This window comes from Paraburkholderia sp. BCC1885 (assembly GCF_900996235.1).
Lineage (GTDB): Bacteria > Pseudomonadota > Gammaproteobacteria > Burkholderiales > Burkholderiaceae > Paraburkholderia.
The window spans coordinates 102,093-126,088 of the sequence record NZ_CAAJGM010000241.1 but is presented as its reverse complement, the minus strand read 5'-3'; the positions used below and the strand labels follow the sequence as shown (position 1 = coordinate 126,088).

23 protein-coding genes are annotated in these 23,996 nt (G+C 59.7%); 16 read left to right on the top strand and 7 right to left on the bottom strand.

The window, feature by feature from the left end:
* The first annotated feature begins 11 nt into the window (after nucleotides 1–11).
* The 6 genes from wecC to FQ755_RS30810 all read left to right on the top strand — a co-directional run bounded on the left by wecC (nucleotide 12) and on the right by FQ755_RS30810 (nucleotide 6,867).
* The gene (wecC, locus tag FQ755_RS30835) at nucleotides 12–1,256 is read left to right on the top strand and encodes a UDP-N-acetyl-D-mannosamine dehydrogenase (protein ID WP_144160056.1); all 1,245 of its coding nucleotides are present in this window, start codon (nucleotides 12–14) and stop codon (nucleotides 1,254–1,256) included.
* 57 nt (nucleotides 1,257–1,313) lie between these two features.
* A complete protein-coding gene (locus FQ755_RS30830) occupies nucleotides 1,314–2,630 on the top strand; it encodes a flippase (protein ID WP_144160053.1) in 1,317 nt (438 codons plus the stop codon).
* A gap of 9 nt (nucleotides 2,631–2,639) precedes the next feature.
* Nucleotides 2,640–3,830 (top strand): glycosyltransferase family 4 protein, encoded by a 1,191-nt coding sequence (locus tag FQ755_RS30825; RefSeq protein ID WP_260858937.1) that lies wholly within the window; start codon nucleotides 2,640–2,642, stop codon nucleotides 3,828–3,830.
* 103 nt (nucleotides 3,831–3,933) lie between these two features.
* A complete protein-coding gene (locus tag FQ755_RS30820) occupies nucleotides 3,934–4,626 on the top strand; it encodes a heparin lyase I family protein (protein WP_144160050.1) in 693 nt (230 codons plus the stop codon).
* Between the two features lie 32 nt (nucleotides 4,627–4,658).
* Nucleotides 4,659–5,399, top strand: coding sequence for a WecB/TagA/CpsF family glycosyltransferase (locus tag FQ755_RS30815; RefSeq protein WP_144160047.1), 741 nt, complete (start codon nucleotides 4,659–4,661; stop codon nucleotides 5,397–5,399).
* 349 nt (nucleotides 5,400–5,748) lie between these two features.
* Nucleotides 5,749–6,867, top strand: coding sequence for a WzyE family oligosaccharide polymerase (locus FQ755_RS30810; RefSeq protein WP_144160044.1), 1,119 nt, complete (start codon nucleotides 5,749–5,751; stop codon nucleotides 6,865–6,867).
* Between the two features lie 383 nt (nucleotides 6,868–7,250).
* Here FQ755_RS30810 and FQ755_RS30805 read toward each other — a convergent pair whose 3' ends face one another.
* Complete coding sequence (locus FQ755_RS30805) at nucleotides 7,251–7,781, bottom strand: outer membrane protein (protein ID WP_144160041.1); 531 nt, start codon at nucleotides 7,779–7,781, stop codon at nucleotides 7,251–7,253.
* Nucleotides 7,782–8,261: 480 nt separating this feature from the next.
* On the opposite strand from FQ755_RS30805, the gene FQ755_RS30800 reads away from it, so the two are divergent.
* Both FQ755_RS30800 and FQ755_RS30795 read left to right on the top strand, forming a co-directional pair.
* A complete protein-coding gene (locus FQ755_RS30800) occupies nucleotides 8,262–9,638 on the top strand; it encodes a M23 family metallopeptidase (protein WP_144160038.1) in 1,377 nt (458 codons plus the stop codon).
* A gap of 221 nt (nucleotides 9,639–9,859) precedes the next feature.
* Entirely contained in the window at nucleotides 9,860–11,269 is a 1,410-nt protein-coding gene (locus tag FQ755_RS30795) for a DUF2252 domain-containing protein (RefSeq protein ID WP_144160035.1), read from the top strand.
* 20 nt (nucleotides 11,270–11,289) lie between these two features.
* Here the strand turns inward: FQ755_RS30795 and FQ755_RS30790 are convergent, their stop codons facing one another.
* The 4 genes from FQ755_RS30790 to FQ755_RS30775 are packed head-to-tail and all read right to left on the bottom strand — an operon-like array spanning nucleotide 11,290 to nucleotide 15,473.
* Nucleotides 11,290–12,069, bottom strand: a complete 780-nt coding sequence (locus FQ755_RS30790) for an energy transducer TonB (RefSeq protein WP_144160032.1) — start codon at nucleotides 12,067–12,069, stop codon at nucleotides 11,290–11,292.
* Complete coding sequence (locus FQ755_RS30785; RefSeq protein ID WP_144160029.1) at nucleotides 12,062–12,460, bottom strand: ExbD/TolR family protein; 399 nt, start codon at nucleotides 12,458–12,460, stop codon at nucleotides 12,062–12,064. The genes FQ755_RS30790 and FQ755_RS30785 overlap by 8 nt, the downstream gene beginning before the upstream one ends.
* Nucleotides 12,457–13,071 carry a MotA/TolQ/ExbB proton channel family protein gene (locus FQ755_RS30780; RefSeq protein WP_144160026.1) on the bottom strand — a complete coding sequence of 205 codons (615 nt, stop codon included), beginning with the start codon at nucleotides 13,069–13,071 and terminating at the stop codon, nucleotides 12,457–12,459. Before FQ755_RS30780 ends, FQ755_RS30785 begins: the two co-directional genes overlap by 4 nt.
* Before the next feature lie 50 nt (nucleotides 13,072–13,121).
* Entirely contained in the window at nucleotides 13,122–15,473 is a 2,352-nt protein-coding gene (locus FQ755_RS30775; protein ID WP_144160023.1) for a TonB-dependent receptor, read from the bottom strand.
* Between the two features lie 344 nt (nucleotides 15,474–15,817).
* On the opposite strand from FQ755_RS30775, the gene FQ755_RS30770 reads away from it, so the two are divergent.
* The 5 genes from FQ755_RS30770 (at nucleotide 15,818) to gndA (ending at nucleotide 20,097) form a co-directional block, all read left to right on the top strand.
* Entirely contained in the window at nucleotides 15,818–16,576 is a 759-nt protein-coding gene (locus FQ755_RS30770) for an SDR family oxidoreductase (RefSeq protein ID WP_260858936.1), read from the top strand.
* A gap of 92 nt (nucleotides 16,577–16,668) precedes the next feature.
* Nucleotides 16,669–16,902 carry an oxidoreductase-like domain-containing protein gene (locus FQ755_RS30765; protein WP_260858935.1) on the top strand — a complete coding sequence of 78 codons (234 nt, stop codon included), beginning with the start codon at nucleotides 16,669–16,671 and terminating at the stop codon, nucleotides 16,900–16,902.
* Nucleotides 16,899–17,756: an NAD-dependent protein deacetylase gene (locus tag FQ755_RS30760; RefSeq protein WP_144160017.1), complete on the top strand. Its 858-nt coding sequence runs from the start codon at nucleotides 16,899–16,901 to the stop codon at nucleotides 17,754–17,756. The genes FQ755_RS30765 and FQ755_RS30760 overlap by 4 nt, the downstream gene beginning before the upstream one ends.
* A 171-nt stretch (nucleotides 17,757–17,927) precedes the next feature.
* Nucleotides 17,928–18,542, top strand: a complete 615-nt coding sequence (locus FQ755_RS30755; RefSeq protein ID WP_144160014.1) for a DUF938 domain-containing protein — start codon at nucleotides 17,928–17,930, stop codon at nucleotides 18,540–18,542.
* Between the two features lie 148 nt (nucleotides 18,543–18,690).
* Entirely contained in the window at nucleotides 18,691–20,097 is a 1,407-nt protein-coding gene (gndA, locus tag FQ755_RS30750; RefSeq protein WP_144160011.1) for an NADP-dependent phosphogluconate dehydrogenase, read from the top strand.
* Between the two features lie 124 nt (nucleotides 20,098–20,221).
* On the opposite strand, the gene FQ755_RS30745 is transcribed toward gndA, so the two are convergent.
* Nucleotides 20,222–20,959 (bottom strand): DUF2968 domain-containing protein, encoded by a 738-nt coding sequence (locus tag FQ755_RS30745; RefSeq protein WP_144160008.1) that lies wholly within the window; start codon nucleotides 20,957–20,959, stop codon nucleotides 20,222–20,224.
* A gap of 145 nt (nucleotides 20,960–21,104) precedes the next feature.
* On the bottom strand, nucleotides 21,105–21,425 hold the full coding sequence (locus tag FQ755_RS30740; RefSeq protein ID WP_144160005.1) for a hypothetical protein: 321 nt from the start codon (nucleotides 21,423–21,425) through the stop codon (nucleotides 21,105–21,107).
* Between the two features lie 306 nt (nucleotides 21,426–21,731).
* Between FQ755_RS30740 and FQ755_RS30735 the strand changes: the two genes are divergently transcribed.
* From FQ755_RS30735 to ltaE, 3 genes are all read left to right on the top strand, one after another.
* Nucleotides 21,732–22,043 carry a cupin domain-containing protein gene (locus tag FQ755_RS30735; RefSeq protein ID WP_144160002.1) on the top strand — a complete coding sequence of 104 codons (312 nt, stop codon included), beginning with the start codon at nucleotides 21,732–21,734 and terminating at the stop codon, nucleotides 22,041–22,043.
* 45 nt (nucleotides 22,044–22,088) lie between these two features.
* On the top strand, nucleotides 22,089–22,820 hold the full coding sequence (locus FQ755_RS30730) for a peptidoglycan DD-metalloendopeptidase family protein (protein ID WP_144159999.1): 732 nt from the start codon (nucleotides 22,089–22,091) through the stop codon (nucleotides 22,818–22,820).
* A 156-nt stretch (nucleotides 22,821–22,976) separates the two neighbouring features.
* Nucleotides 22,977–23,984: a low-specificity L-threonine aldolase gene (gene ltaE, locus FQ755_RS30725; protein ID WP_144159996.1), complete on the top strand. Its 1,008-nt coding sequence runs from the start codon at nucleotides 22,977–22,979 to the stop codon at nucleotides 23,982–23,984.
* Nucleotides 23,985–23,996 lie beyond the last annotated feature (12 nt).

Below are 23,996 nucleotides of genomic sequence, written 5' to 3'. Positions count from 1 at the left end.
GGCAACATGTCATGGATTTCAATGTCATTTCGGTCGTCGGACTCGGCTACATTGGCTTGCCCACCGCGGCGGCGTTTGCTGCGCGACGCAAGCAGGTGATTGGCGTCGATACCAATCCGCATGCGGTTGACACTATCAACAGAGGTTCAATTCATATAGTCGAGCCGGAGCTCGATATGCTGGTTCACGCGGCGGTTACACAGGGCTACCTGCGCGCAACGCTGACGCCCGAGCCTGCGGATGCATTTCTTATAGCTGTGCCGACGCCGTTCAGCGACGGATTCAAGCCGGACCTTAGTTATATCGAATCCGCTAGCCGGGCGATTGCGCCTGTGCTGAAGAAGGGCGATCTTGTCGTGCTTGAATCGACTTCACCTGTAGGCGCTACCGAAAAAATGGCGAACTGGATGGCTGAGCTACGTCCGGACCTTACCTTTCCGCAGCAGCGGGGCGAGGAATCGGACATTCGCGTGGCGCATTGTCCGGAGCGCGTCTTGCCGGGGCATGTGATTCGCGAACTGGTAGAGAATGATCGGGTGATCGGCGGCATGACACCGCGTTGCAGCGATCAAGCTCGGGAGCTGTATAAAAATTTTGTGCAAGGCGACTGCATTCTTACCGACGCGCGCACGGCTGAGATGTGCAAGCTCACCGAAAACTCATTCCGCGACGTGAACATCGCATTCGCGAACGAACTGTCGTTAATCTGCGATCAGCTCGATATCAACGTGTGGGAGTTGATTCGCCTGGCCAATCGCCATCCACGCGTGAGCATTTTGCAACCGGGGCCGGGCGTGGGCGGGCATTGCATCGCGGTGGACCCGTGGTTCATTGTGGATTCAGCACCTGAGCAGGCACGTTTGATTCGCACAGCACGTACGGTCAATGACGACAAGCCGCGCTATGTGATGGATCGGGTCGAGCGCGCAGCGAAACGTTTTCGTGAGCCGGTGATCGCATGTCTAGGTCTGGCGTTCAAAGCGAATATCGACGATTTGCGTGAAAGCCCAGCGCTCGAAATCGCGCACGAACTCTCGGAGCGCTTTGCTGGGCAGGTGGTAGTGGTTGAGCCGAACATCAGGAAGTTGCCAGACTCGCTCGACGGGAAAGTGCGTCTTTACGAACTGAACGAAGCGCTCTCTGAAGCCGATGTGGTGGTGATTCTGGTCGATCACGCGCAGTTCAAGCGGGTCGACCCGGTTCGGCTGCAGGCGAAGGTGGTGATCGATACGCGCGGCTTGCTGTCGCATGGATAAGCGGGTGAAAGCGCGAAGTGTCACAGAGACGCGTACGGTGCTTAAGCGGAGCACCGTATGAACGGTTCCGTCGCACCGCGAAACATCGAACAGGATGGACGCGAATCACGAGGACGCTCACGCCTTGGGCGAAATGTCTTCGTGATGATCGTAACGTTCGTGGGCAATTACCTGGCATCGTTCGCCACGTTTCCTTACCTAACGCGCGTGCTCGGTCCGACTCACTTCGGTATTCTGGCCTATGCGATGGCGATTGCCGCATACGGAACACTGTTCACGGAATGGGGCTTTAACCTGAGCGGACCGAAAGCGGTCGTCGATTGCCGCGACCATCCCTGTGCGCTCAATGAGCTGATCTGGTCAATCGCAGGTGCGAAGGTAGGCCTCTGTCTGATGTCGTTCGTCGCCTTGTTAGCGTTGATGCACTTTGATCGGCATCTTGCGTCTTCGAGAGCGGTGGTCCTGCTGTCCTGGCTGGCAGTTATTGCCAACGTCTTCACGTTGTATTGGTTGTTTCAGGGCCTGGAGCGATTCTACGTGATCGCCGTAATGGTGTTCGCGAACCGCCTGGTCACGTTACCGTTGACGTTTCTGCTAGTGCACGGCCCCGACGACGTGGCCATCGCGGCGACCATTCAGGCTGCAGGACCCGCCGTCGGCGCATTTCTATCCATCGGTGTCGCCTGGCGTTTAGGATTATTGAAAAGACCGGATCTTTGCTGGCGCTCTATCTGCCACAGGCTCGCGCATGGTGCGGACATGTTCGTCGCCACCGCTTCTGTGACACTGTTCGGTGCGGCGAACGCGATTATCTTGGCATCGCTTGCCGGCCCGTATCAGGTGGGTATCTACGCTGCTGCCGACAAGATCAAGACGGTCGGAAATCTCGTGCCGGCCCAGATCAGCGCCGTGCTCTACCCACGCATCTCGAGGCTCTTCAAGGAACATAAGCGGGCGGCCGCCAAACTCACGGTGATCGGTGCCATTGCAACTGTAGTGACTTCCATCGGCAGCGTGGGGGTGTTCTTCCTACTATCCGGGCCGTTGACCAGACTGATTCTCGGCAACGATTTTCATGGCGCCTCGTCCGTGCTGCTCGTCCTGTGTTTTTCGACGCTGTTCGGCAATCTTGCTTATTTCCTCGGGCTTCAGGTGCTCGTGCCGTTCGGACAGAGCCGCAAGCGCTCCCTCGTCATGTTGTCGGCGGGTTGCCTGAACATCGTGCTGGCTTTCAGATTTATTCCGGGTGCCGGTGCGCAAGGTGCCGCTACGTCGTTCCTGATCGCCGAGGCTTTGATTCTGGTGGTCTACGTCATTTTGATTGTCCGCGAACCGCAATTGCGTACGTATTTTTCGCTACTTATGAAACGATGAGTCAGGGACATGTTCGACGTAGGTGCATATACAAATATCTCACCAGCCGATGCGAGGGAAAGCATGGCCGACTTTATTGATAGCGTGTCGATCCAATCTTCCGCTCGTTCCTCGATACAGGTACTTCATGTCGGGCCGGGATGGGGGCAGCGAGGCGGCATTGCGTCGGTTCTTTGCGAACTTGCCACTCTAAAAGACCGATTTCAGCGAGACGCTATCTCGTTTTCATTCTTTGAGACGCACGGATTTCAACGTAAGAAACATCTGTTTGGTTTTGCCCTGTTTGATCTGCCGCGTTTCGTGGTGACGATGATGCGACGAGTGGATATTGTTCATTTTCATGTCTCCGTGCGTGGTTCGTTCTATCGCAAGTTTGTTTTGTGTCTGATCGCGAGATTGAGCGGTAAGAAAACAATTTTTCATCTCCATGCAGGAAATTTCGATCTCTTTGAATCACGTGCCGGAAAAGTGACTCGACGCGCGGTTTCATGGTTTGTGCGCAATTCAGACGCCACGGTGGCTGTGTCCACGGCAATTGGCAAGGAAGTGCATCGTCTAGGGGGAGACGAAGTTACTCTCCACATCATAGGTAATACAGCAAGCCTCGTAGAGGCTGTTGCGAGTCGAGAAGTCGCACGGTCGCCCGAGGGCGATGTCGCTCCTTATATCGCTTTTGCAGGGCGCCTCACGGAAGCAAAGGGAATTAGAGAGCTGATGAAGGCAGTCGGGCTTCTCAGGAAGCAAGGGTGCCTCGTGCAATTGAAGTTAGCTGGAGGAGGCGATATTGGCCACTGGCAACAAGTTGCGCGCGAGTATGGAATTGATGATTGTGTGATGTTTTTAGGATGGATCGACGGAGACGAAAAACTCGCGTTCTATCGAAATGCGCAGATATTCTGCATGCCGAGTCATTACGAATCTTTCGGGATTGCGACGCTTGAGGCCATGTTTTCCGGTGTACCTGTTATTGGTACGCGGCTCGGCGGATTTCTGGACTTGGTGGAGGAGGGTGTGACGGGATATCTGGTTCCCGCCAACGATCACGAAGCGCTTGCAGCTTATATTCGGACTCTGATTGAGAATCCGATGCTTGCCGCAAGCCTGGGGACGGCCGGCCGGGATCGGGCCAGAAAGTTATTTTCTTCAGAAGCTATTGTTCATCGGTATATTCAGTGTTATCGCGAGGTAAAAGGTGAGTGACTGTATAAGGCGGTGGTTGGAATCGGTACTCGGAGCGATGCTTTTAGCCTTCTGTGGTCTGTCGAGCGCTCAGCAATTAACGGTGCGCTGGACTGACCCTAGCATGAGTGCTCTGGAAAGCACCTTTGATTCGATGTACCAAGTTGATTGGCAGGACGGAATTGATCCAGCGATGATTCTTCAGCGTGCCAATCCTGGAGACATTACGGTCGTGAACGACCCAGTCGTGAGCGAACGCAAGGCTTTGCAGGTGAGTATTGCGAAGAACGAAAATTTCTCTCAGGTTGCCAATGGATTGCCGCGAGCCGAGTTGGTTTTTCCCGAATCTGTCAGATTTGCACAGGGGACCGACTACCTCGTCAGGTGGAGTACATATATTCCATCAGCGTATGCGTTCGATTCCAGTCAGATCATTACTCAGATCCATCAGGGACCAGCTAGTGGCTCTCCGCCAATCATGCTTACGATTACCGGCGGCAATTACACATTTGCGGAACACAGTGGTAGCCAGTCCGACCAGGGAACGGTATTCAGCATTTGTTGTGCGACTGCAGATCAGGGGAAATGGGTTCATTGGGCTTTACGCTATGTTCCCGATGCGACTGGAGACCACGCGTCAACGCAATTGTGGAAGGATGGGACTTCAGTATATGCATCTAGGGGAGTGGAAAACGCATATCCAGGTGATAACGTTTCATATTTGAAAATGGGGCTTTACATCCCAGGAGGATGGAAACAAAAAGATCCTGGTCCCATCGTTCTGTTGTACGGTCCCGTATCTGTCGCGCACCGCTAATGCGGGTTCAGGATAAAATTCATTGATTCAGTATGAAACGCATCGAATTATTTGGTTGTCCGATGGATGTGGCGTCGATGGACGAAACGGTTGGCTTCATTTCCACGCGGGTTTTCGAAAAGCAGTTCACGCAGCACGTCGTAGTGAACGTTGCAAAACTCGTGAATATGCAGACAGACCATGAGCTCGCCGCATCCATCCGCGCTTGCGACATGATTAACATTGATGGGATGGGTGTCGTTTGGGGGGCACGGGTTCTGGGGAAGAAAGTCCAGGAGCGCGTGGCTGGCGTCGACCTGTTTGATCGTCTGTTGCAGGAGGCGTCTACGCGTAGCTTCCCGGTTTATTTTCTGGGCGCGACGAATGAGGTTGTCGAATGCGCTGCGGCGAGATGCGTAAGTAGGTATCCCGATTTAGAAGTGGCTGGCTATCATCACGGTTATTTTTGGGACGATGAGCAAGCGGTCGTGAACGATATCCGAGCTTCGGGGGCCCGGATGCTGTTTGTTGCGATTACGTCGCCGAAGAAAGAGAACTTCATTAATCGCTGGAAATCAGAACTCGGCGTCGATTTTGTCATGGGTGTCGGCGGTACATTCGATGTTGTGGCGGGTAAGGTTCGGCGCGCTCCTCCATGGATGCAAAGGTCGGGACTGGAATGGCTTTTTCGCGTGTTTCAGGAACCTAAAAGAATGTTTAGACGTTATTTTGTGACCAATAGCAAATTCGCGTTGATGTTGGGAAAAGCCTGGCTTATGCCCGGGCGCAGTTGAGCAGACATTCCGGAAATCTGGATGACGGTACCCGCGAACGAGTGAAGTCTGCCTCACTTGTTTTTCGTTATAAGTTTGGATCCGCCGCCCGGGTGCTTTAATTTTTCTACCGAGGTTCGTGCTTAGGTTTCGCTGTCGAGCACGAACTGCTCGCCTGTCGCGGCGAAAGGTTTCGTGTACGTATCATGATTATTCTGTTATTTATTATCTGTACAATATTCACTGTCCTATTTTTCAAAGAGTGGCGAAGCCATCCCGGGTTTACATTTTTTGGAGTGGGAGCATTCTACATAATCTGTATTTTATGGGTTCCATACTACGTTATCTGTAATTATGTTCTTGATACGGAATGGAAATATCCAATTTCGAATCTCGATTTTTTTATGTGACGGTGACTTTCGTATCCAGCATACTGATTTCAATTTTTTTAAAAAAGGCTTTTCGATTGCGCCCGGTGCTACATAGGCTCCAGTTGCTTTCGGATCTCGCCAATTCACTCAAAGGGCGTGTATACATGGTCGTTGGTGGCATCATCGCGACTGGATGTGTCGTGGGCCTCGCCGCAACAAAAGGCATAACGCTGTCCGTTGGCAATTATGGCTCTCGATTCGAATCAAACACGGATACCGGTGCTTTCACTATTCTGTCTTACGTCATCGTTTCCATTGCTGTTTTGCGCCTTTTCAGAAAACCGGGCTTGCGCGGCATGATTTTTTCGTTGATCGCGACGATTGTGTACGGAGTTATTCTATTCCTTACATTGGGAGGTGAAAGAAATTATCTGATTGCTGCGGTAATGCCTATTTTGCTGATTGCTTACGCAATGAAAATTGTGCGGGAAAAGCAATTGGCTATGTATCTTCTTGGTGGTGTGGCCGCTATTACCTTTCTCGCTATGGTTCGTTATGGGAATGATTTTGGCAACGGAGCCTTGGAATTGATTGTGACCTATACAAAGGACACAGTATTCCCGGTGGATTCGCTTTCGGAGATATTTGATAACAGGCGGATTCATTTTGTTGGATTTGATTATTTTTTTAATCAGGCATATGCCATAGTGCCTCGCGCATTGTGGCCGGGAAAGCCCATATACCTTGATACTGTGGCGTATTTTTTTACCGAGCAAATTTATGGATATGGAAAGGGACTTATAATTGCGCCAACAGGAATTGGCTCGCTATATTTGATGGGCGGATGGCTGTTCATTTTTATTGGTGCTCCAATGCTTGTTTCCGTATTCTTATGTTTTGATTATTTGATTTTCAATGGAAGATCAATATTTTTCATTTGCTTATGGCCAACAATTTTCTTTTCGTTCTTTTGCTTCAGAGAGTCTGTTGAGCTTGGATTGTATAAGATAATAGTTCATGCGATGGGCACGTGGCTTGTTTATATTATATCTGTCGTTGTTTATTCTTTACTTCCAAAGATTAGGAAGCGTCGATCGATGAGGACGCGTGTGATTTGAGCTTGAAGTAGATTGATTCTCATCGTCGAAGATCAGGCATTTTTCTGGACGCAAAACTGTGGACCGGATTGGTTGGTTTCGCGTGTTGCAGGACCTGGACAGCATACGGAGAAGATATATGGTGTCAAATATCAAGTTTGCGCTGGTGCTTTGCGCGGCGCGCTTCGGGCAAGCCGTGCTTGAAATACAGTAAGCCAGGCGTTTTCTGATTTTTCTATCTGATGGTACTTGTGATGCCGGCGATACACGCTGAATGTTGATAGATATTAAGTCACTCATCAGCAAATCTACAGTCCACCCAAAACCGGCGCTTGCCCCAAAAAAGCAAGCGCCATTTCCCCTCGCCGATCAATCACAACCCGGCATCATAAAAAAATAAATAATCAAAAATGATAATTCAATCCAACAGTAACACTGTCATTTTTCCGACGAGTGCCGCTCGTGTTGGACGTATCGGTCGTCCATTCTCCCGAAATACCAACCTGCTTGAGTACTTTGTACTCAACGCCGAGTCCAACGTGCAAACGCGTTTCCGGCCATGAGCCCGTAAAGCCGACGCGGGCATACGGCATGAAATGATTCATGGGTACACCAATCCTGGCGTCGATCCCCGCATCCTTGTAGGTCACCGAGCCATGGTGCAGGTCGGCGAATGCTTCGGCGCCGAGCAGCAGTGGTCCGACGTCAAATCCGTATCCCGCGGTCAGGCCGGGGAACGTGGTGCTGTGTTCCGGGCGGGCAATGTGACCGGAGGCGCTGGAGAAATTCTCGCCGAGCTTGAACCCTACGTAGGGACCGGAAAATTCACTGCCTTGGGGCTGGATATTCTGCGGGGCAGTTTGTGCATGCGCCTGCGAGAGGGTCGCCAGAACGATTATCGTCGCGGCGGTGTAAATTTTCTTCATTTTCATCATGAATTTGGCGAGTGAGTAAGGCGTTAATTTTTTGCAAATCCTTGTCTGCGGTTGTGTTTATTTGTTAAATCTGGATTCGCTTCTTTTGCCAACAATCTATAGGCGTGGGCGAGAATAATTGCCCGCGCCAGGGCGCCCAATCGGATTAATCCGAAATAAAAATTACGTGATTTAGATGTGAAAATAAGTCTTCGGAAAAATTGCAAACCGGTCGACGCGTCGCCGCATTGGGTTGCTGTGCGGTAGAACCTCCGGCTACGCCGTTAAATCGAGATAGGAGGGGTTCGAGCAAGACAGGAATCGTCCTATTTTTTCGACTAGTTGCTGTCAGTACACTGGGTATTCCTGTTGCCGGGCTACGCAGTCCGATGTCATCGCCTTCCTGAAGGTTGTCTCCCATCTTCCTGCGCCGCTGCCAAGTTTTGTCGCACGGTCGCTCATGCCCGCAGCCTTCTTGATTCGACTGCGAGAGTTCTACGTATGTGGCTGTATCTACGTAACATCCTCGCGCGCGAGCAGGTCACGCCCATTGATGCGAGCCGCCAGGCTCATCTCAAACGCAAATCCCCGAGGGGTGTCGTCGCCAGTGTGGCCTTGCTTAGCAGCGCGATTGCCGCGTTGACCACGCCTGATGTCTCCGGCGTGGCGGCGAAACCCCTCAGCCAGGCCGCCTCGGCCGGTCCGAGTGGACTTGCAATGGAGTGGGCCATGCTGGGCGCGCAACCCCTGCTGCCCGACGCTGTGAGCCGGACGGGCGCGAGCGACCTGCCGCTGCTATCCGCCGTGCACGTCTTCTCCGATGGCGCATACACGCAGCCTTTCGCGCGCGACACGTTGCGGGGACGCCCCGTGACCGTGCTGCCGCTGAATGAGTCGGTGCTGGTGGCGTTGTGTCGGACCGCCTCTTCTCTTTGTGCGCCGCTTGAGGCGCCTTCAAGCCCGCACGAATGGTCTGGGCGGGTCGCCGCCGTCCGCCCTGCGAGTGCCGGCGTCGTGAGCAGTGGCGAGCATGCAGCGCTTTCAGGCGCCGCGCCGTTGGTCATGGCCACGGCGGACGCCGGCACCTATGCCGGACAGATCAAGGCTGGCTCAAGCGCGGCGTGGACGCCCGTCGGCTTGCCTGAGGACCTCGCGGCGCAACTCAAGCAGATTCTCGAAGGGCAACTGGACGCTACACGGCCTGCGCAAGCTGGCGACTACTATCGCGTCGTCTATGAAAGCCCCGAAGGGACCACGGCAGGTTCGCCGCACAGGCGCGTGACGGCGCTCGAGATCCGTCTCGCGGGCCGGACCTATCGGGCGGTGTGGTTTGCCGCACCGGGTCGGAACGCGGGCGACTATTACTCGTTCGACGGCCAGCGTCTCATCGCCGAGCCCTTCGCCATGCCGTTGAACTATGTTCGCGTCAGCTCGCCGTTCGGTTATCGCATTCATCCGGTAACCGGCGAACCTGCGTTTCATACCGGCGTGGATCTGACGGCGGCGCAGGGTACGCCGGTTGTCGCCGCCGCGGCGGGAACGGTGCAGTTCATCGGCGTGGATAGCGGCTACGGCAAGCATGTGGTCGTGCGCCACGCGGGCGGCTATACCACCTACTATGCGCATCTGTCGGCGTTCGCCGGCGGTTTGCGGGTTGGCGCGCAAATTCGCCGCGGAGATCCGCTCGGTGCGGTCGGGCAGACGGGCGTCGCAACCGGGCCGCATCTTCATTTCGAAGTACGCCTGAACAATCAGCCCGTTGACCCGCTGACTCTTACCAGCCGGGTTAGCGCCGCGCCGCTGGCCGGCCGTCCGCGAGCCGCCTTTGAGCAGGTAGCGAGCATTGCGAGCGATCATCTCGCAGCTTTGCATGGATGAGCGTGCCGGTGACACTCGCGTGACAGCGGCCGCGTCGCGGCACTTGCGCCCGCGTCGACCACAGGATTTAATACAGCAATGCGATGGCGCGAGCGAGCGTCGCAGCAGTGTGGTCTTCGAATAACAACGAATAGTGCAATCCGGCGCGCCCGCCTGTGGGCGGCGTCGGCACGGTAGCGGCGCGAGGCCGGCTACGGCGAGTCACCATAAACGGAGAGAGCATGAAAGCCAGCACCATCGCGGAGCGGGAAGCCATCGGCCGGGCGGCTCGCGAGCATTCGAAGCGCTCGAGCCATCGCGCGCTGGGCGAGATCCATCGTAATCCTGTCGATCTGCTCAAAGAGAGCAGCGAAGGGCGTGTTCAGAAGCTGGTGCCGTTACGCTACGGCCGTATGTCGGTGTCACCTTTCACTTTCTTTCGCGGCAGTGCGATCATCCAGGCTCACGATCTGAGCCGCGTTGCCGACACGGGCCTCGTGATGCCGATTTGCGGCGACGGCCATCTGATGAACTTCGGCGGCTTCGCGACACCCGAGCGGCAACTCATCTTCGATCTGAACGACTTCGACGAAGTGGCGCTCGGCCCGTTCGAATGGGACCTCAAGCGGCTGACAGCGAGTCTCGTGGTCGCCGCGCGGCACATGCGCCTCGGCCGGGGCTTTGCCACCGAACTGGTGATGACCGCGGTGAGCGAATACCGCGACCGCATGATGCAGTATTCGCAATGCGGCTCGCTCGAATTGTGGTACGAACGCATTACCTTCGAACGGATGGCGGAAACGGCATTGACGCCTGAGCGCCGCCGCACGGTCAGGCGCGGCATGGAGAAGGCGGCCGGACGTACCCAGGAGAGCATGCTCGACAAGATGTGCGAACACGATGGCGACAAGCTGATCATCCGCGACGCGCCGCCTGGACTCTTTCACGTGCATGGTGCCAATACGATGTTCGAGACCGAGGATGACTGGTTCACACTCGGCGACTGGCGCAAGCTGATCGGGCCGATGTACGGCGAATATCTGAAAACGCTGACTCACGACCGGCGCGAACTGCTCAGTCATTTTTCGATGCAGGACCTGGTGTTCAAGGTGGTCGGCGTCGGCAGCGTGGGCACGCGCTGTCTGGTGCTGCTCAATACGGATCACATGGGCAAGCCGCTGTTCCTGCAGATCAAGGAAGCGCGCCAGTCGGTCATCGCGCAGAATTTCAAGGGCGCGAGCCTGCATCATGATGGCGAACGCGTGGTGCGCGGGCAACGGGTATTGCAGGCGGCTAGCGACATTTTTCTCGGCTGGGCAACTGGTCCGTCGGGCCGGCATTTTTACTTTCGACAACTGCGCGACATGAAACTGTCGGCGAACATCGAACTGTTCGATAACGACTTGCTGCTCGGTTACGCCAAGCTATGCGGCTGGGTCATGGCGCGAGCCCATGCAAAGGCGAGCGGCAAGGCTATCGAAATCAGCGCGTATATCGGCCGTGGCGACCAGTTCGGCGAGGCGCTGAGCGAATATTCGTCGGGCTACGCGGATCAGGTTGAGAAGGACTACGATGCATTTATGAAAGCCTGCCGAAACGGTGAACTCGAGGCCCGTAGCGACGAGGACATGGCCGCGGACTTCCGCATGTAAGCGCAGCCACGTCGCGGAACTTAGCTAACCGAAAAATGCACGCGCACGTCCTGGTCGCTTTCAACCGGATGACCGTTTTCCATGGCGGGAAAGAAGCGCCAGCGGTGCAAGGTCTCCAGCAGGATCTGGTTGAGCCGCGGATTTTGCGTCGGCCTGACTAGCTCGACGTCGAACGTACCGTCTGCGTGGACCTTGAAGCGTGCGACGGCCGTGAGTTGATATCCCTGCTCGCGCAGATCGTCGGGCAAGACCGGCATGGGTTGCGAAAGCAGGCGCGCCTGGGTACTGCCGGAGGCCGTGGAAAGTGGCGCGGGGCTCGTGTTGTTCGACGTGGTCGAGGTGGCGCTCGACGCGGCCTGCGCCACGGCCGCCGACGCTTGCGCCTGATCATGTGCCGGCGGTTCGATTGGCGAGTGCGTTTCTTCATGCGGCTGTTGAACCGAAGCCGGGGCGGCATGCACTGACGATCGCTGCTGCATCGGTGCATGCAGTTGGATCGCAGCGTGAGTTAGCGTGCGCTGCGGCGACGCCGCTTGTGCTGGAGCGGGTGGAGCGGAGGGCGCGACGCGCGCGGGTGCTGGAGCCGGCGTTGGCAATTCGACAAGCTGCATCTCGATCGTCTTCGGCGCAGGCGTCGCTGCCGGCGGCACGATCTCATGGCCCGACAGCCAACCCACCGAGCGCGCAAGCAACCACAGACACGCCACCGCGGCCAACACAACCGCGCCAGAGAACCGCACACGCTCCCGGTCAGCGAGCATCAGCAAGCGCTGCACCCCCCGCTGCACACCATTACTCACGATGCACGGCAACCAGAAAGTGCTCGGCCCCCGCCTCACGCGCGGCCAGCATCGCCTGCACGACGACACCGTGCGAGGCGTGATCGTCGGCGGCGACCACCACGTTGGCGTCGGGGCGCAGCAGGCGCGCGATCATCGGTGTCACCTGATCGAGCCGCACGGCCTGCTGGTTGATAAACACCTGATTGGCTTGATTCACTGAAAGCGTCAACGGCTTGTCCTGCGAAAGTTGTTGCGCGTGTCCTTGCGGCAGGTCGATGCGTACCGCGTCGAGACGTTGCATCGCCAGCGAAGTCAGCATGAAAGTCGCCAGCAGAAAGAACATCACGTCGATCATGGGGATGATCTCGATGCGGCCGCGTTTCGAGCGGCGTGAGCGCCGCAGTTTCATGACGGCAGCCCGGCGTTTTCGCTAACGAGGCGCAGGTCGCTGAGGGCTTCGTTGGCGAACGATTCGAGTTCGTCCATTAACCGGTCGATGCGGCGCGAAAAGAAGTTGAATGCAAACAGCGCGACCAGCGCGATGACGAGGCCGATTGCGGTGGCGATCAGCGCCTGTGCGACGCCGCCTGTCACGCCCGAAGGATTGACGAGGCCGTCGCCGCCGATCAGTTTGAACGAATGCATCATGCCGACGATCGTGCCCAGCAGCCCCAGCAACGGCGCCGCCGTGACGATGGTTTCGAGCAGCCACAGACCGCGGCTCATATCGCGCTCGATCTGCGCGGCGGCGGCTTCGACGCGCGTTTCGATGCGCCACAACGGCGCGTGGGAATCGTCGAGCAGGCGGCCAATCCGGCTAAAGGCGTGCCGTTGCGGCAAGCCGCCATGAAGCGCCGCGTTGCCGCCCGCAACCGCGAGGTCCGGCATCCGCGCAAAGCGCCAGAACGCGTAGGCCCGATCGAGCGTAATGGCGAGTGCGACGATGGCCAGCACGGTCAGCGGATAGATCACCCAGCCGCCGAGACGGGCCGCCTCGGCGAGATTGGTCCAGTCGTTCATGCTCTAACTCCTTCGATTTCCTGCCACGGCCCTGCTAAAGCCAGTAAAAATCAGAACCGTTTTGTGAGCCCGGCGTAAATGGCGCGTTGCGGACCGAATTGCGGCGCCTCGACGCCGATCCCCGAGCCGTCGCGCAATTCATACACGCTATTGATTGCGTTGATCAGCACGAGGCGGGCTTCGAATTTGCCGACCACCGGCTCGTCGAAATGCTGGATGACGGCCAGATTGAGCTGACCGTACCAGGGCAGCTTGTCCGTGTTGGCAAAGCCGCTGCGCAAGCCGCTACCGACGATCGCATCCACCGTAAACGTCGTCTTGCCGAGTTCGTAAGCCGCGCCGAGCGACGCGGTCACGCGCTGGTCGTGGTCGAGAAACACCCAGTTGTTGGCGATAAACGCGAGTTCGGCCGCGCCGAAGTTGAACTGCGCGGAATCGACGTCCTTGCCCTGAGCGCGGCTATACGCGAGATTCAGATACGCGGAGACGTTGCCTTGCTTGTAATTGGTAGTGAATTCGAGTCCGTAGACGCGCCCGTACTGATAGTTGAACGGCGTCTCGATGAGTGCAGTGCCGAACTGGCCTTCGTCGAGCAGATTCGAGGCGATCTTGTAGTACGCGTCGAGCCCGACCGTGAGGGCCGGCGTCAGGCGCTGCGTCACGCCCACGTCGAAATAATGGCTGCGTTCGGGTTGGACAGGACTATCCTTGCTGACCTCGCTTTGATTGGTAGTACCAACAAAACGCGAAACCGTCGACTGCGAAACCAGTTCGAAGTCAGGTGGCGTGAAATAGCGCGAGTAACCGGCGTGCAGCGTGGTCGCATTGGTCGGCGTGAACACCAGGCCGATGCGCGGGCTCAACTGGCTCGCGTGCACGAATTCGGCCATGCCGTCATAACGCAGACCGTAATTCAGCGTCAGTTTGCTGGTGAGCTTCCATTCGTCCTGCACATAGGCGCTGTACAGATAGCCGGTATTCGCGCCGGAGTCGTTGATGTTGAACGGGACATTCGAAATCTGGTTGCCGTTGGCGTCGGTCGGAAACACGGCGACGCTGTCGTTGAACACCGCATGTTCCTGCTCGACCCACACGCCCGCGCGCAGCGTATGCGAGTCGTTGAGCCGAAAGGTCGTATCGGCCTGCACGCCTTCGGCCTGATTGCTGCGGAAATCCGTCGATGCCACGCCGTTGAACATCAGATCGCCGATCGGATCGGGATTGAACTGGGTTCGCGTATAGCGCGTGAACAGCGATACCTGATAGTCGAGCGCGCCGCCGTTGGTGCCCTGCAGCGCCAGCACGGCGAAATTGTTCAGCTCCGATTGCGTTTCGTTGAGGTCGGCGGAATTGAAGCCCGTCTGGCCGGCCAGCGTGAAATTGGTCGGCAGGCCGGGCGTATTCGGCAGCTGGAACTGGTTGGCGGCCGTGCCTGCCATCAAGGTCACGCGTGTCAGCGGGTTGATGATGTACGACAGATAGCCGAAGGCATTGCCCTGACGCGTATGGTCGTGCAGCGGACTGCCGTCCGAAGTCGGCGCTTCGATGCCCAGGTTGTTCTCGCCTAACGTACCGGTGAAGAAATAGCTTAGTGGTCCTTGCGAACCGTAGACGTCGGCGCTGCTTTGCAGCGTCTGATGGCTGCCGCCGTATACGTCGACTGCGCCGCCGTTGCCGAGGTCGCCGGATTTCGTCGTGATATCGACGATCCCCGCGGTTTTATAGCCATATTGCGCCGGCAACGCGCCTGTGATCAGGTTCACCTGATCGACGATATGCGTGTCGAGCGACTGGCCGAAGCCGCTGATCGGCTCCGGAATGATGATGCCGTCGATGCGGTATTGCAGGTCGGCGTGGTCGCCGCGCACGTGGAGTTGTCCGTAGGAATCGTTGGCGACGCCCGGCGCCTGCAGCAGCACCTGGTTGATCGGTGTCTCGTCGCCTTGCGGCAGGTTCTGGATATCCGCCTGCGTGAAACGGTAGACGCTTGCGCCGACATCCGGTTGCAGGCCGTTGCGGGCCACGTTGAGGCGCTGCGCCTGGACGTTGACGTCGATCGCGCTGCCTTTTTCGAGCGCCACCTTGAGCGGATGAGGCGTGCCGCCGTCGACGGTGGCGATGCTGGTATTGGCGCCGAACCCCGCCGCACCGACCGTGACCGCATACGTGCCGGGCTGCACGTCGGGCAACACAAAGCCGCCGTCATGGCCCGTATGGGTTTGCGCGAGCGTGTGGCCGTCGGCGTCCTGGATCGAGACGGCGGCGTTTTCAAGCGCATGCCCTTGCGTATCGGTGACGGTGCCTGTCACGGGAGCACCCGCCGACGCGGCGAGGACATGCAGGGATACCGTCTGCGCGAACAACAGCAAGGCGGCGCGCGAAATGAGTGTGTGATGTTTCATATTCTTGTTGTGCGGGTGGTGAATCCTCTTGCCGCAGCCGGTGTGTCGCGCCGCGTGGCGGGCGGGTCCGGAGACGATTTGCGAGATGTTATAACATAACAAATAAATTCCGCAATCGCGTATTTGAGTGCGTGTGGTTAATCGACACGCGCCGTCGGGGTAGCAGAAGGGGGGGGCGGCGGCGGGAAATCTTCCCGGTCCGCATGCGAGAGCCTTGCGCTGGCGGCAGCCCGCCACGGGAAACCAGGCCGAGTCCGCTGCGGACTTCACTGCCGTCGTCGCCGCAGACGTGGTACGTTGTCGGACGCGATTCATCTCATGGCGCATTTGCAAGGAGACACGTTGTGACGGCTACAAACAAGGTGGCGCTGGTAACAGGCGCGGGCAGCGGCATTGGACTCGCGACGGCGCGCAGACTGCTCCAGCACGGCTATCGTGTGGTGCTGACCGGACGCCGCCAGGCGCCGCTCGATGCCCTCGCCGACGAGGCACGGCAGCGTGGCGAAGACGCGCTCGCGGTGGCGTGCGACGTCGGCGATGCGGCGAGCGTCACGGCGCTCTTCGACGCAATCCGTCAGCACTACGGCCGTCTCGACGTGCTGTTCAACAACGCCGGACGCGGTGCGCCGCCGGTCGAGATCGACGAGTTGAGCGTGGAGGACTGGCGCGCGGTCGTCGACACCAATCTGACCGGCGTATTCCTCTGCACGCGCGCGGCCTTTGGCCTGATGAAAACGCAGACGCCGCAGGGCGGCCGCATCATCAACAACGGCTCGATCTCGGCCCACGCGCCGCGTCCGAACAGCATTGCCTACACGTCGACCAAGCACGCCATCACCGGGCTGACCAAATCCGTCTCGCTCGACGGTCGCAAGTACGACATCTGCTGCGGGCAAATCGACATCGGCAATGCCGCCACCGACATGGCTGCGCGGATGGCGCGCGGCGTGCCGCAGGCCAACGGCGAGATCGCGATCGAGCCGCTGATGGATGTGGAACTGGTCGCCGACGCGGTCTTGCATATGGCGGAGCTGCCGCTCTCCGCCAACGTGCAGTTCATGACCATCATGGCGAGCAAGATGCCGTTCGTCGGGCGCGGCTGACGCGTGGGGGCGCGGCCGTGGCCGTGGCTCACGCCGCACGCCACGCGGCGGATCAACTTATACTGACCGTTCCCTGTCACCCGGATAGAGCCGTGCCGCAAGCATTGCCGAAGGACACATCGCGCGCCAGGCCGCAGCAGGACCAGCCGCCCGACGATCCGCGCCCGCTGCCGCCCGTGCGGCCCGGCCTCGACGATTGCTGTCAGAGCGGTTGCAATCCCTGTGTCTTCGATCTTTACGACGACGCGCTCGAGCGTTACGCGACCGCGCTTGCCGAGTGGCAGGCGCGTCAGCCCAAGGGCCGCCGCAACCGTCCGCGCTCATGACCGATCTCCAGCCCGCCCTGCTCGACACCCCCGCGCTCGACGAACTGCATGATTTCGTGCAGCGCCACCCACGGCTTTTCGTGCTCTCCGGCGCGGGCATCAGCACCGACTCCGGCATTCCCGGCTACCGCGACGAGAACGGCGAGTGGAAACGCTCGCCGCCGATCACCCTGCAGGAGTTTCTCGGCTCGCTCGCCTCGCGTCAGCGGTATTGGGCGCGTAGCATGATCGGCTGGCCGGTGGTGGCCGAGGCGCAGCCGAACGACGCCCATCGCGCGCTGGCCAGGCTCGAAGCGGCCGGCCATGTGCCGAGGCTCGTCACGCAGAACGTCGACGGCCTGCATCAGCGCGCGGGCAGCAGCGAGGTGATCGAGCTGCACGGCAGCATCGGCGCGGTGACCTGTCTGGATTGCGGCACGCGGCATGCCCGCGCGGCCATCCAGCACATCCTCGAAGCCGACAACCCGGCGTTGCTCGATGTCGTGGCCGAGCCCGCCGCCGACGGCGACGCGCACCTCGAATGGCACGATCTGGGCGGCTTTCGCATCCCGGCCTGTCCGAATTGCGCGGGCATGCTGAAACCCGCGGTGGTGTTCTTCGGCGAGAACGTGCCGCGCGTGACCGTCGACGACGCCACCCGCGCACTCGAGGCGGCGGACGCGGTGCTGGTAGTCGGGTCGTCACTGATGGTCTATTCGGGTTATCGCTTCTGCGTCTGGGCGCAGCAGATGGGCAAGCCGATTGCCGCGATCAATCTGGGCCGCACGCGCGCCGATCCTCTTTTGTCTCTGAAAGTAGCGGCGCCGTGCGCGCAGACGCTGACGGCGCTAGCCGCGCGCCTTGCGCTGGATTGATTGGATGCCCACAAGTCCGGGGAGGGCGCCGCCGGTGAGATGGATCACGAACCGCCAACTCTCGCCCGTCGACGCCATCGCTCGCCATATCGGTCTCGGATCATTGATAATGGCAAGCCGACCGCGCATCCAGCAAGGGGCGAGTGAATCCGCCCGAGCCCTTGATTGAACATGACCTCATCCGATCCTTCGCAGCGCCAGCATGCCCCCGCCGCCGAGCGTAATCGCGAGCCGATTCTCGCTGTCCTGCGGCGTGTGCTGCCTGCGAGCGGCCTCGTGCTCGAAATCGCCAGCGGCACCGGCCAGCACGTGACGCACTTCGCGGCGGCGCTGCCTGAACTCGTCTGGCAGCCGAGCGACCCCGACGCCGGCTCGCGCGCCTCGATCGCCGCGTGGACCGCCGAGACCGGCCTGAGCAACGTGCGCGCGCCGCTCGATCTGAACGTCGAGCGCACGCCTTGGGGCGTCGATGCGGCCGAGGCCATCATTTGCATCAACATGATCCACATCTCGCCGTGGACGGCGACCCAGGCATTATTCGACGGCGCGGGGCGCCTCCTGGGCAGCGGCGGTGTACTGTATCTGTATGGGCCGTACCGGCGTCACGGCGCGCACACGGCGCCGAGCAACGAAGCCTTCGATCAGCAGTTGCGCAGCCGCAATCCCGCCTTCGGCGTGCGCAATATGGAAGCCGTGGTGGCGCTCGGCGAGGCGCAGGGTTTCGCGTGTGGGGAGCCGGTCGAGATGCCGGCCAACAATTTCAGTCTGGTGCTCACGAAACGCTAGTGCGCGAAGCGGGTCTGAAGGAAGACCTGAGCCCGGGAGGGCCGCTAGCGAGCGGCAATCGGGCATTTCTTTTATGCTTTCATCCTCGACATCCGCCGACGGCAATTCCGGCGTGGCGTCACGACAATCTGGAATCTGGAGAATTCAAATGGGCAAACAGGCAATCGGCGTAGTGGGGCTGGCGGTCATGGGCCGCAATCTGGCACTCAACATCGAAAGCCGCGGCCATGCGGTGTCCGTATTCAACCGCAGCCGCGAGAAAACCGAAGAACTGATCGCAGAGTATCCCGACCGTAAGCTCGTGCCGACTTACACGCTGGAAGAATTCGTCGAGTCGCTGGAAAAACCGCGCCGCATTCTCATGATGGTCAAGGCTGGCGCCGGCACCGACGACACCATCGCCTCGCTCAAACCGCTGCTGGAAAAGGGCGACATCCTGATCGACGGCGGCAACACCCATTTCACCGACACGATCCGCCGCAACCAGGAACTGGCCAAGGCCGGCCTGCATTTCATCGGCACGGGCGTGTCGGGTGGTGAGGAAGGCGCGCTGAAAGGCCCGTCGATCATGCCTGGCGGCCAGCGCGACGCCTACGACCTGGTTGCCCCGATCCTCACGGAAATCGCCGCCAAGGCGCCGGATGGCGAACCGTGCGTCGCCTACATGGGCCCGGACGGCGCCGGCCATTTCGTGAAAATGGTGCACAACGGCATCGAGTATGGCGACATGCAGCTGATCGCCGAAAGTTATGCGGTGCTCAAGCAAGTGGTGGGCCTCTCGAACAAGGAACTGGGCGAGGTCTACACGGAATGGAACAAGGGCGAGCTCGACAGCTACCTGATCGAAATTACCTCGAAGATTTTCAGCAAGAAAGATGACGAAACGGGCAAGGATCTGGTGGACGTGATCCTCGACCGCGCCGCGCAAAAGGGCACCGGCAAGTGGACCAGCCAGAACGCGCTCGACCTCGGCGTGCCGCTGCCGCTGATCACCGAGTCGGTGTTCGCGCGCGTGCTGTCGTCGCTGAAGACCGAACGCGTGGCGGCAAGCAAGGTCATCAAGGGACCGGAGCACAAGTTCGACGGCGACCGCGCCGAATTTATCGAATCGGTGCGCCGCGCGCTGTATTTCAGCAAGGTGATCTCGTATGCGCAAGGCTTCGCGCAGTTGCGCGCGGCCTCGCAGGAATACAAGTGGGATCTGGACTTCGGCACCATCGCCAAGATCTTCCGCGCGGGCTGTATCATCCGCGCGCGCTTCCTGCAGAAGATCACGGACGCCTATTCGAAGGACAAGCAGATCGCCAACCTGCTGCTCGATCCGTACTTCAACGATATCGCCTCGAACTACCAGTCCGCCTTGCGCGACGTGGTGATCGCCGCCATCAAGGCCGGTGTGCCGGTGCCGGCGTTTGCGTCGGCGGTGGCGTACTTCGACGCCTATCGCTCGGAACGTTTGCCGGCCAACCTGGTGCAGGCGCAACGTGACTTCTTCGGCGCCCACACCTTCGAACGTGTCGATAAGGAAGGCAGCTTCCACGCCAACTGGTCCTGAGTCTGGCGTTAGTCAGGTCTTTATCGGGACTTTGAATCAAACAGCCCGGCCATCCGCAATGGATGGCCGGGCTGTTTGTTTTGGCGCACCAGCGCGGCGGTAAGCTGCGCCATCAAAGCGAGCTTCAACGCCCAGGCAAATGCGGCACGCCCTCGTTGCTCGTCAGATTGAGTTGATGAATCTGCCGATGCGCCTTGTTCAGTTGCGCCTGCGCCGCTACCCGCTGCGCCTCCAGTTGCGCGACCTCCTTGCGTACCTGATGCTGCCGGCCCGTCACTGCCTGTTCCTGGGTGGCGTTGCGCTGCAGGTCGCAGCGCAAACGTTCTGCCTGCGCCTCCGATTGCGCGATCATCCGCGCGAGCTGTTCATTCTGCGCCGCGAGTTGAGCGCGGCGGGTTTCGCCGTCCGACAAACGCGTGGCCTGTTCTTCAAAGTGGTGAAAAGCGGCCTCGGCCACTTCCAGCTCCGTAGCTTTCAAGGCCCGCCACAGAACGCCTTCCTGATACATGGCCACGTAATACGCCAGTTCACGCGCATGGAACAACAGGCTGACCGAGTAATCGAAGCTCCGGAACACGCGGAACGGCGTCAACGCTTCTTCCTCGGCGAGCCACTCCACCTCGGTGGTGTCGGCCATCTGGACAGGCCTGCCGCTGACCTGTGACGGCACCACCGGTACGGGCCGCAACGTGGTTACCGGACGGACGGTCTCGGTCGTCTCGGCGGCCTCGCTTGCCGGCGCCGTCGTGAGAGACGCGGCAGGGTCGTCGGGGGCGGCGGCCGTGTGATCGTGGGCCACCGGGACGAGGTGGGATGGGCCAGTGGCAAGCAATGCACTGCGTCGGTTCAGGAGACTTTTCACGGCAGTTCCTCAGAAAGGCTCGCCCGCTACCGTCAGGCGGCGCCGACGTTGAAGCATGCCGGGCCAAGGCGGTGCGTGCGATGAACGAAAGCGAGAGGCAGAGCGACGCGGGCCGCGAACCCGCAGCAGTGCGAAATAGTGCGAATCAGTGCAATGTGCGATGCCGGCGCCCGATATTTTCGAAAAGCGAACTACTGGGTTCGAGCGCGAGCAGCCACGATTCGTCGTAGCCGCTCAGATTGTCGAGCGCTTCGCGCAGTCGTTCGAGCGCCACAGCGGGAAGCTCGACGCTCGCTTCGACGCCGCTCGCGAGACGGGCAATGCTGGCAAGCTGGACAAGGGCATCGGCCGCTTCGGCGACGTCTGCGGCGAACACGAGGTGAGTGTTGAGTAACTCGACCAACCCCGGGGATGCGGCGACATCTTCGACGTTTAACTGCACGGCCAGAAACATGGCTTTGTTCATCCCCGAACTCCTCACGGACAGTGCATGGCGGCGAGCGAATCGCCTTCTGTATGTTGCGTCAGCAAAACCCAGTATAGGCGAGGCAAGGAGGGATTCAATGCTCACACGAAATACGGCCGTGCGCGGCGGGGTTCCGCGAAGCGCGGCGCGTGGAGGGCGCGCCCTATAATGGTGACACGAGCAAAACTTGCCGGGAAGCGTGTTCGGTGCAGTGCGCGAGCCGGTCTGGCGCGGCTTGCGCGGCCGCTTCCGGGCGGTGCAGCACGATGATTTAGCTTCGTTGATCCGCCAGGCATTTCGTTCATCATGAAGATTATCCGCAGCAGGGCATTTACCGCCGAGCGTCCGTGGGGCGCACTCGATATCGCCAACATGCGAGGCATCACCACACGGCTGCACTGGACGGATCAGCCGTACCAGTGGCACGTCAACGACGGCGAAGAGGTGTTTGCCGTTCTCGACGGCCGGGTCGAGATGCGCTATCGCGAAGCGGGGGAGGAGCGTTCCGTGCTACTGGAGACGGGCGATGTGTTTTTCGCCTCGATCGGCACCGAGCACGTCGCGCATCCGCTGGGCGAAGCGCGCATTCTCGTGGTCGAGTCCGAGGGAAGTGTTTGAAATTTGAGCTTGAAAATTGATCGACTCACGTGCCGGGGATTAAATATGACAGAAAAGTCGCAACGTGCAGCTTCACTGTTTCTGATTACGGTATCGGTCGCGGCCGCGTTGAGCGGATGCACGATCTCGCCGTGGGGCGGAGATAACTCCTCGTCCTACAACGGCGCATCGGGGAGCTATCAGACGAACGTACCGACGGGGCAGGTAGCCGCCGGTTATTACCGCGTCAATCCCGGCGATACGCTGCCGGGCATCGCCGCTGCATACGGCCAGCATCCGCAAGACCTGGCGCGCTGGAACGGCCTGCAGCCCAATGCCAGCGTCAGTGTGGGCCAGGTGCTGAGGGTCGCGCCGCCGCCGGTGGGCACCATCCCACCTGCGCCGCCGGGCGGCTCGGTCGCCCAGCAGGGCGCGTTGAACTGGCCGCTGCGCGGGCCGGTGCTCAAGTCTTTCATCCCGGGTAGCAGCAAGGGCATTGTGATTGGCGGCAGGGTCGGCGATCCGGTCAAGGCCGCGGCGGCGGGACGCGTCGTGTATGCGGGCAGCGGCATCGAGGCTTACGGGCCGTTGATCATCATCAAGCATAGCGACTCGCTGATCACGGCTTACGGCCAGAACAGCGCGCTGCTGGTCAAGGAAGGCGACGCCGTCACGCAAGGCCAGGTGATCGGCTCGGTGGGCGCGGATAGCCGGGGCGTCGGCTCCATCCAGTTCGAAGTGCGCCAGGACGGCCACCCGGTCGATCCGCTCACATGGCTGCCGCGAACGGGCGGTTGAGTGTGACGAGACGCGGTGTGCGGGAGGCGCGGATTTTCGTATGGTTTTCAGCGCCCTCGTAATTGAATACACTCGCTGATTCATGCGCCGCCACCGCATGCCGGGGACGAGCAAACACGGCTCCCCGGCCAAGGCGCTCTCACACAGGAATGTCAGATGATCGATTTGCGTAGCGATACCGTCACCCGTCCGAGTCAGGCCATGCTGGCGGCCATGACCTCCGCCGAAACCGGCGACGACGTCTGGGGCGACGACCCGACCGTGTTGCATCTGCAAGCTGCCGTTGCCGAGCGCGCGGGCAAGGAAGCGGGCCTGTTTTTCCCGAGCGGCACGCAAAGCAACCTGGCTGCGCTGATGGCGCATTGCGCGCGTGGCGACGAATACATCGTTGGCCAGGCGGCGCATACCTACAAATACGAAGGCGGCGGCGCCGCCGTGCTGGGCAGCATCCAGCCGCAGCCGATTGAAAATGCCGCTGACGGCTCGCTGCCGCTTGAAAAGATCGCCGCGGTCATCAAACCGCTCGACGATCACTTCGCGCGCACGCGGTTGCTGGCGCTGGAGAATACGATCGGCGGCAAGGTGCTGGCGGCGGGTTATGTGGCCGAAGCCGTGCAGCTCGCGCGTCAGCACAAGCTGGCCACGCATCTGGACGGCGCGCGCGTCTACAACGCGGCGGTCGCGTCCGGCCAGCCGCTGGCCGCGCTGTGCGCACCGTTCGATTCGGTGTCGATCTGCTTTTCGAAAGGGCTGGGTACGCCGGTGGGCTCGGTGCTGGTCGGCAGCAAGGACTTGCTGGTGAGCGCGCATCGCTGGCGCAAGGTGCTGGGCGGCGGCATGCGTCAGGCCGGCGTGCTGGCCGCGGCTTGCCTGTATGCGCTTGATCACAACGTCGAACGTCTCGCCGACGATCACGCCAACGCCGCACATCTGGCCGAAGGGCTCGCGCAGATCGATCAGGTCAAGGTGCTGTCGCAAGCCACCAATATGGTGTTCGCGCAGTTTCCGTCGCAGCATTGCGCGCCACTCGAAGCGTGGCTGAAGGAACGCGGCATCCTCACGCAAATGCTGTACGCGTCGCGCTTCGTCACGCATATGGACGTCTCGCGGGCGGACATCGATACCTTCCTGACCGCGGTGAAGGGCTACTTCGCCGCGCATTGAGAGCGTGACTCA

Excerpts from the sequence above, each read along its gene's own strand:
- wecC (WP_144160056.1), top strand. The coding sequence starts at position 12 with ATGGATTTCAATGTCATTTCGGTCGTCGGACTCGGCTACATTGGCTTG.
- FQ755_RS30830 (WP_144160053.1), top strand. The coding sequence starts at position 1,314 with ATGAACGGTTCCGTCGCACCGCGAAACATCGAACAGGATGGACGCGAA.
- FQ755_RS30825 (WP_260858937.1), top strand. The coding sequence starts at position 2,640 with ATGTTCGACGTAGGTGCATATACAAATATCTCACCAGCCGATGCGAGG.
- FQ755_RS30820 (WP_144160050.1), top strand. The coding sequence starts at position 3,934 with ATGAGTGCTCTGGAAAGCACCTTTGATTCGATGTACCAAGTTGATTGG.
- FQ755_RS30815 (WP_144160047.1), top strand. The coding sequence starts at position 4,659 with ATGAAACGCATCGAATTATTTGGTTGTCCGATGGATGTGGCGTCGATG.
- FQ755_RS30810 (WP_144160044.1), top strand. The coding sequence starts at position 5,749 with ATGGAAATATCCAATTTCGAATCTCGATTTTTTTATGTGACGGTGACT.
- FQ755_RS30805 (WP_144160041.1), bottom strand. The coding sequence starts at position 7,781 with ATGATGAAAATGAAGAAAATTTACACCGCCGCGACGATAATCGTTCTG.
- FQ755_RS30800 (WP_144160038.1), top strand. The coding sequence starts at position 8,262 with ATGTGGCTGTATCTACGTAACATCCTCGCGCGCGAGCAGGTCACGCCC.
- FQ755_RS30795 (WP_144160035.1), top strand. The coding sequence starts at position 9,860 with ATGAAAGCCAGCACCATCGCGGAGCGGGAAGCCATCGGCCGGGCGGCT.
- FQ755_RS30785 (WP_144160029.1), bottom strand. The coding sequence starts at position 12,460 with ATGAAACTGCGGCGCTCACGCCGCTCGAAACGCGGCCGCATCGAGATC.
- FQ755_RS30780 (WP_144160026.1), bottom strand. The coding sequence starts at position 13,071 with ATGAACGACTGGACCAATCTCGCCGAGGCGGCCCGTCTCGGCGGCTGG.
- FQ755_RS30775 (WP_144160023.1), bottom strand. The coding sequence starts at position 15,473 with ATGAAACATCACACACTCATTTCGCGCGCCGCCTTGCTGTTGTTCGCG.
- FQ755_RS30760 (WP_144160017.1), top strand. The coding sequence starts at position 16,899 with ATGACCGATCTCCAGCCCGCCCTGCTCGACACCCCCGCGCTCGACGAA.
- FQ755_RS30755 (WP_144160014.1), top strand. The coding sequence starts at position 17,928 with ATGACCTCATCCGATCCTTCGCAGCGCCAGCATGCCCCCGCCGCCGAG.
- gndA (WP_144160011.1), top strand. The coding sequence starts at position 18,691 with ATGGGCAAACAGGCAATCGGCGTAGTGGGGCTGGCGGTCATGGGCCGC.
- FQ755_RS30740 (WP_144160005.1), bottom strand. The coding sequence starts at position 21,425 with ATGAACAAAGCCATGTTTCTGGCCGTGCAGTTAAACGTCGAAGATGTC.
- FQ755_RS30735 (WP_144160002.1), top strand. The coding sequence starts at position 21,732 with ATGAAGATTATCCGCAGCAGGGCATTTACCGCCGAGCGTCCGTGGGGC.
- FQ755_RS30730 (WP_144159999.1), top strand. The coding sequence starts at position 22,089 with ATGACAGAAAAGTCGCAACGTGCAGCTTCACTGTTTCTGATTACGGTA.
- ltaE (WP_144159996.1), top strand. The coding sequence starts at position 22,977 with ATGATCGATTTGCGTAGCGATACCGTCACCCGTCCGAGTCAGGCCATG.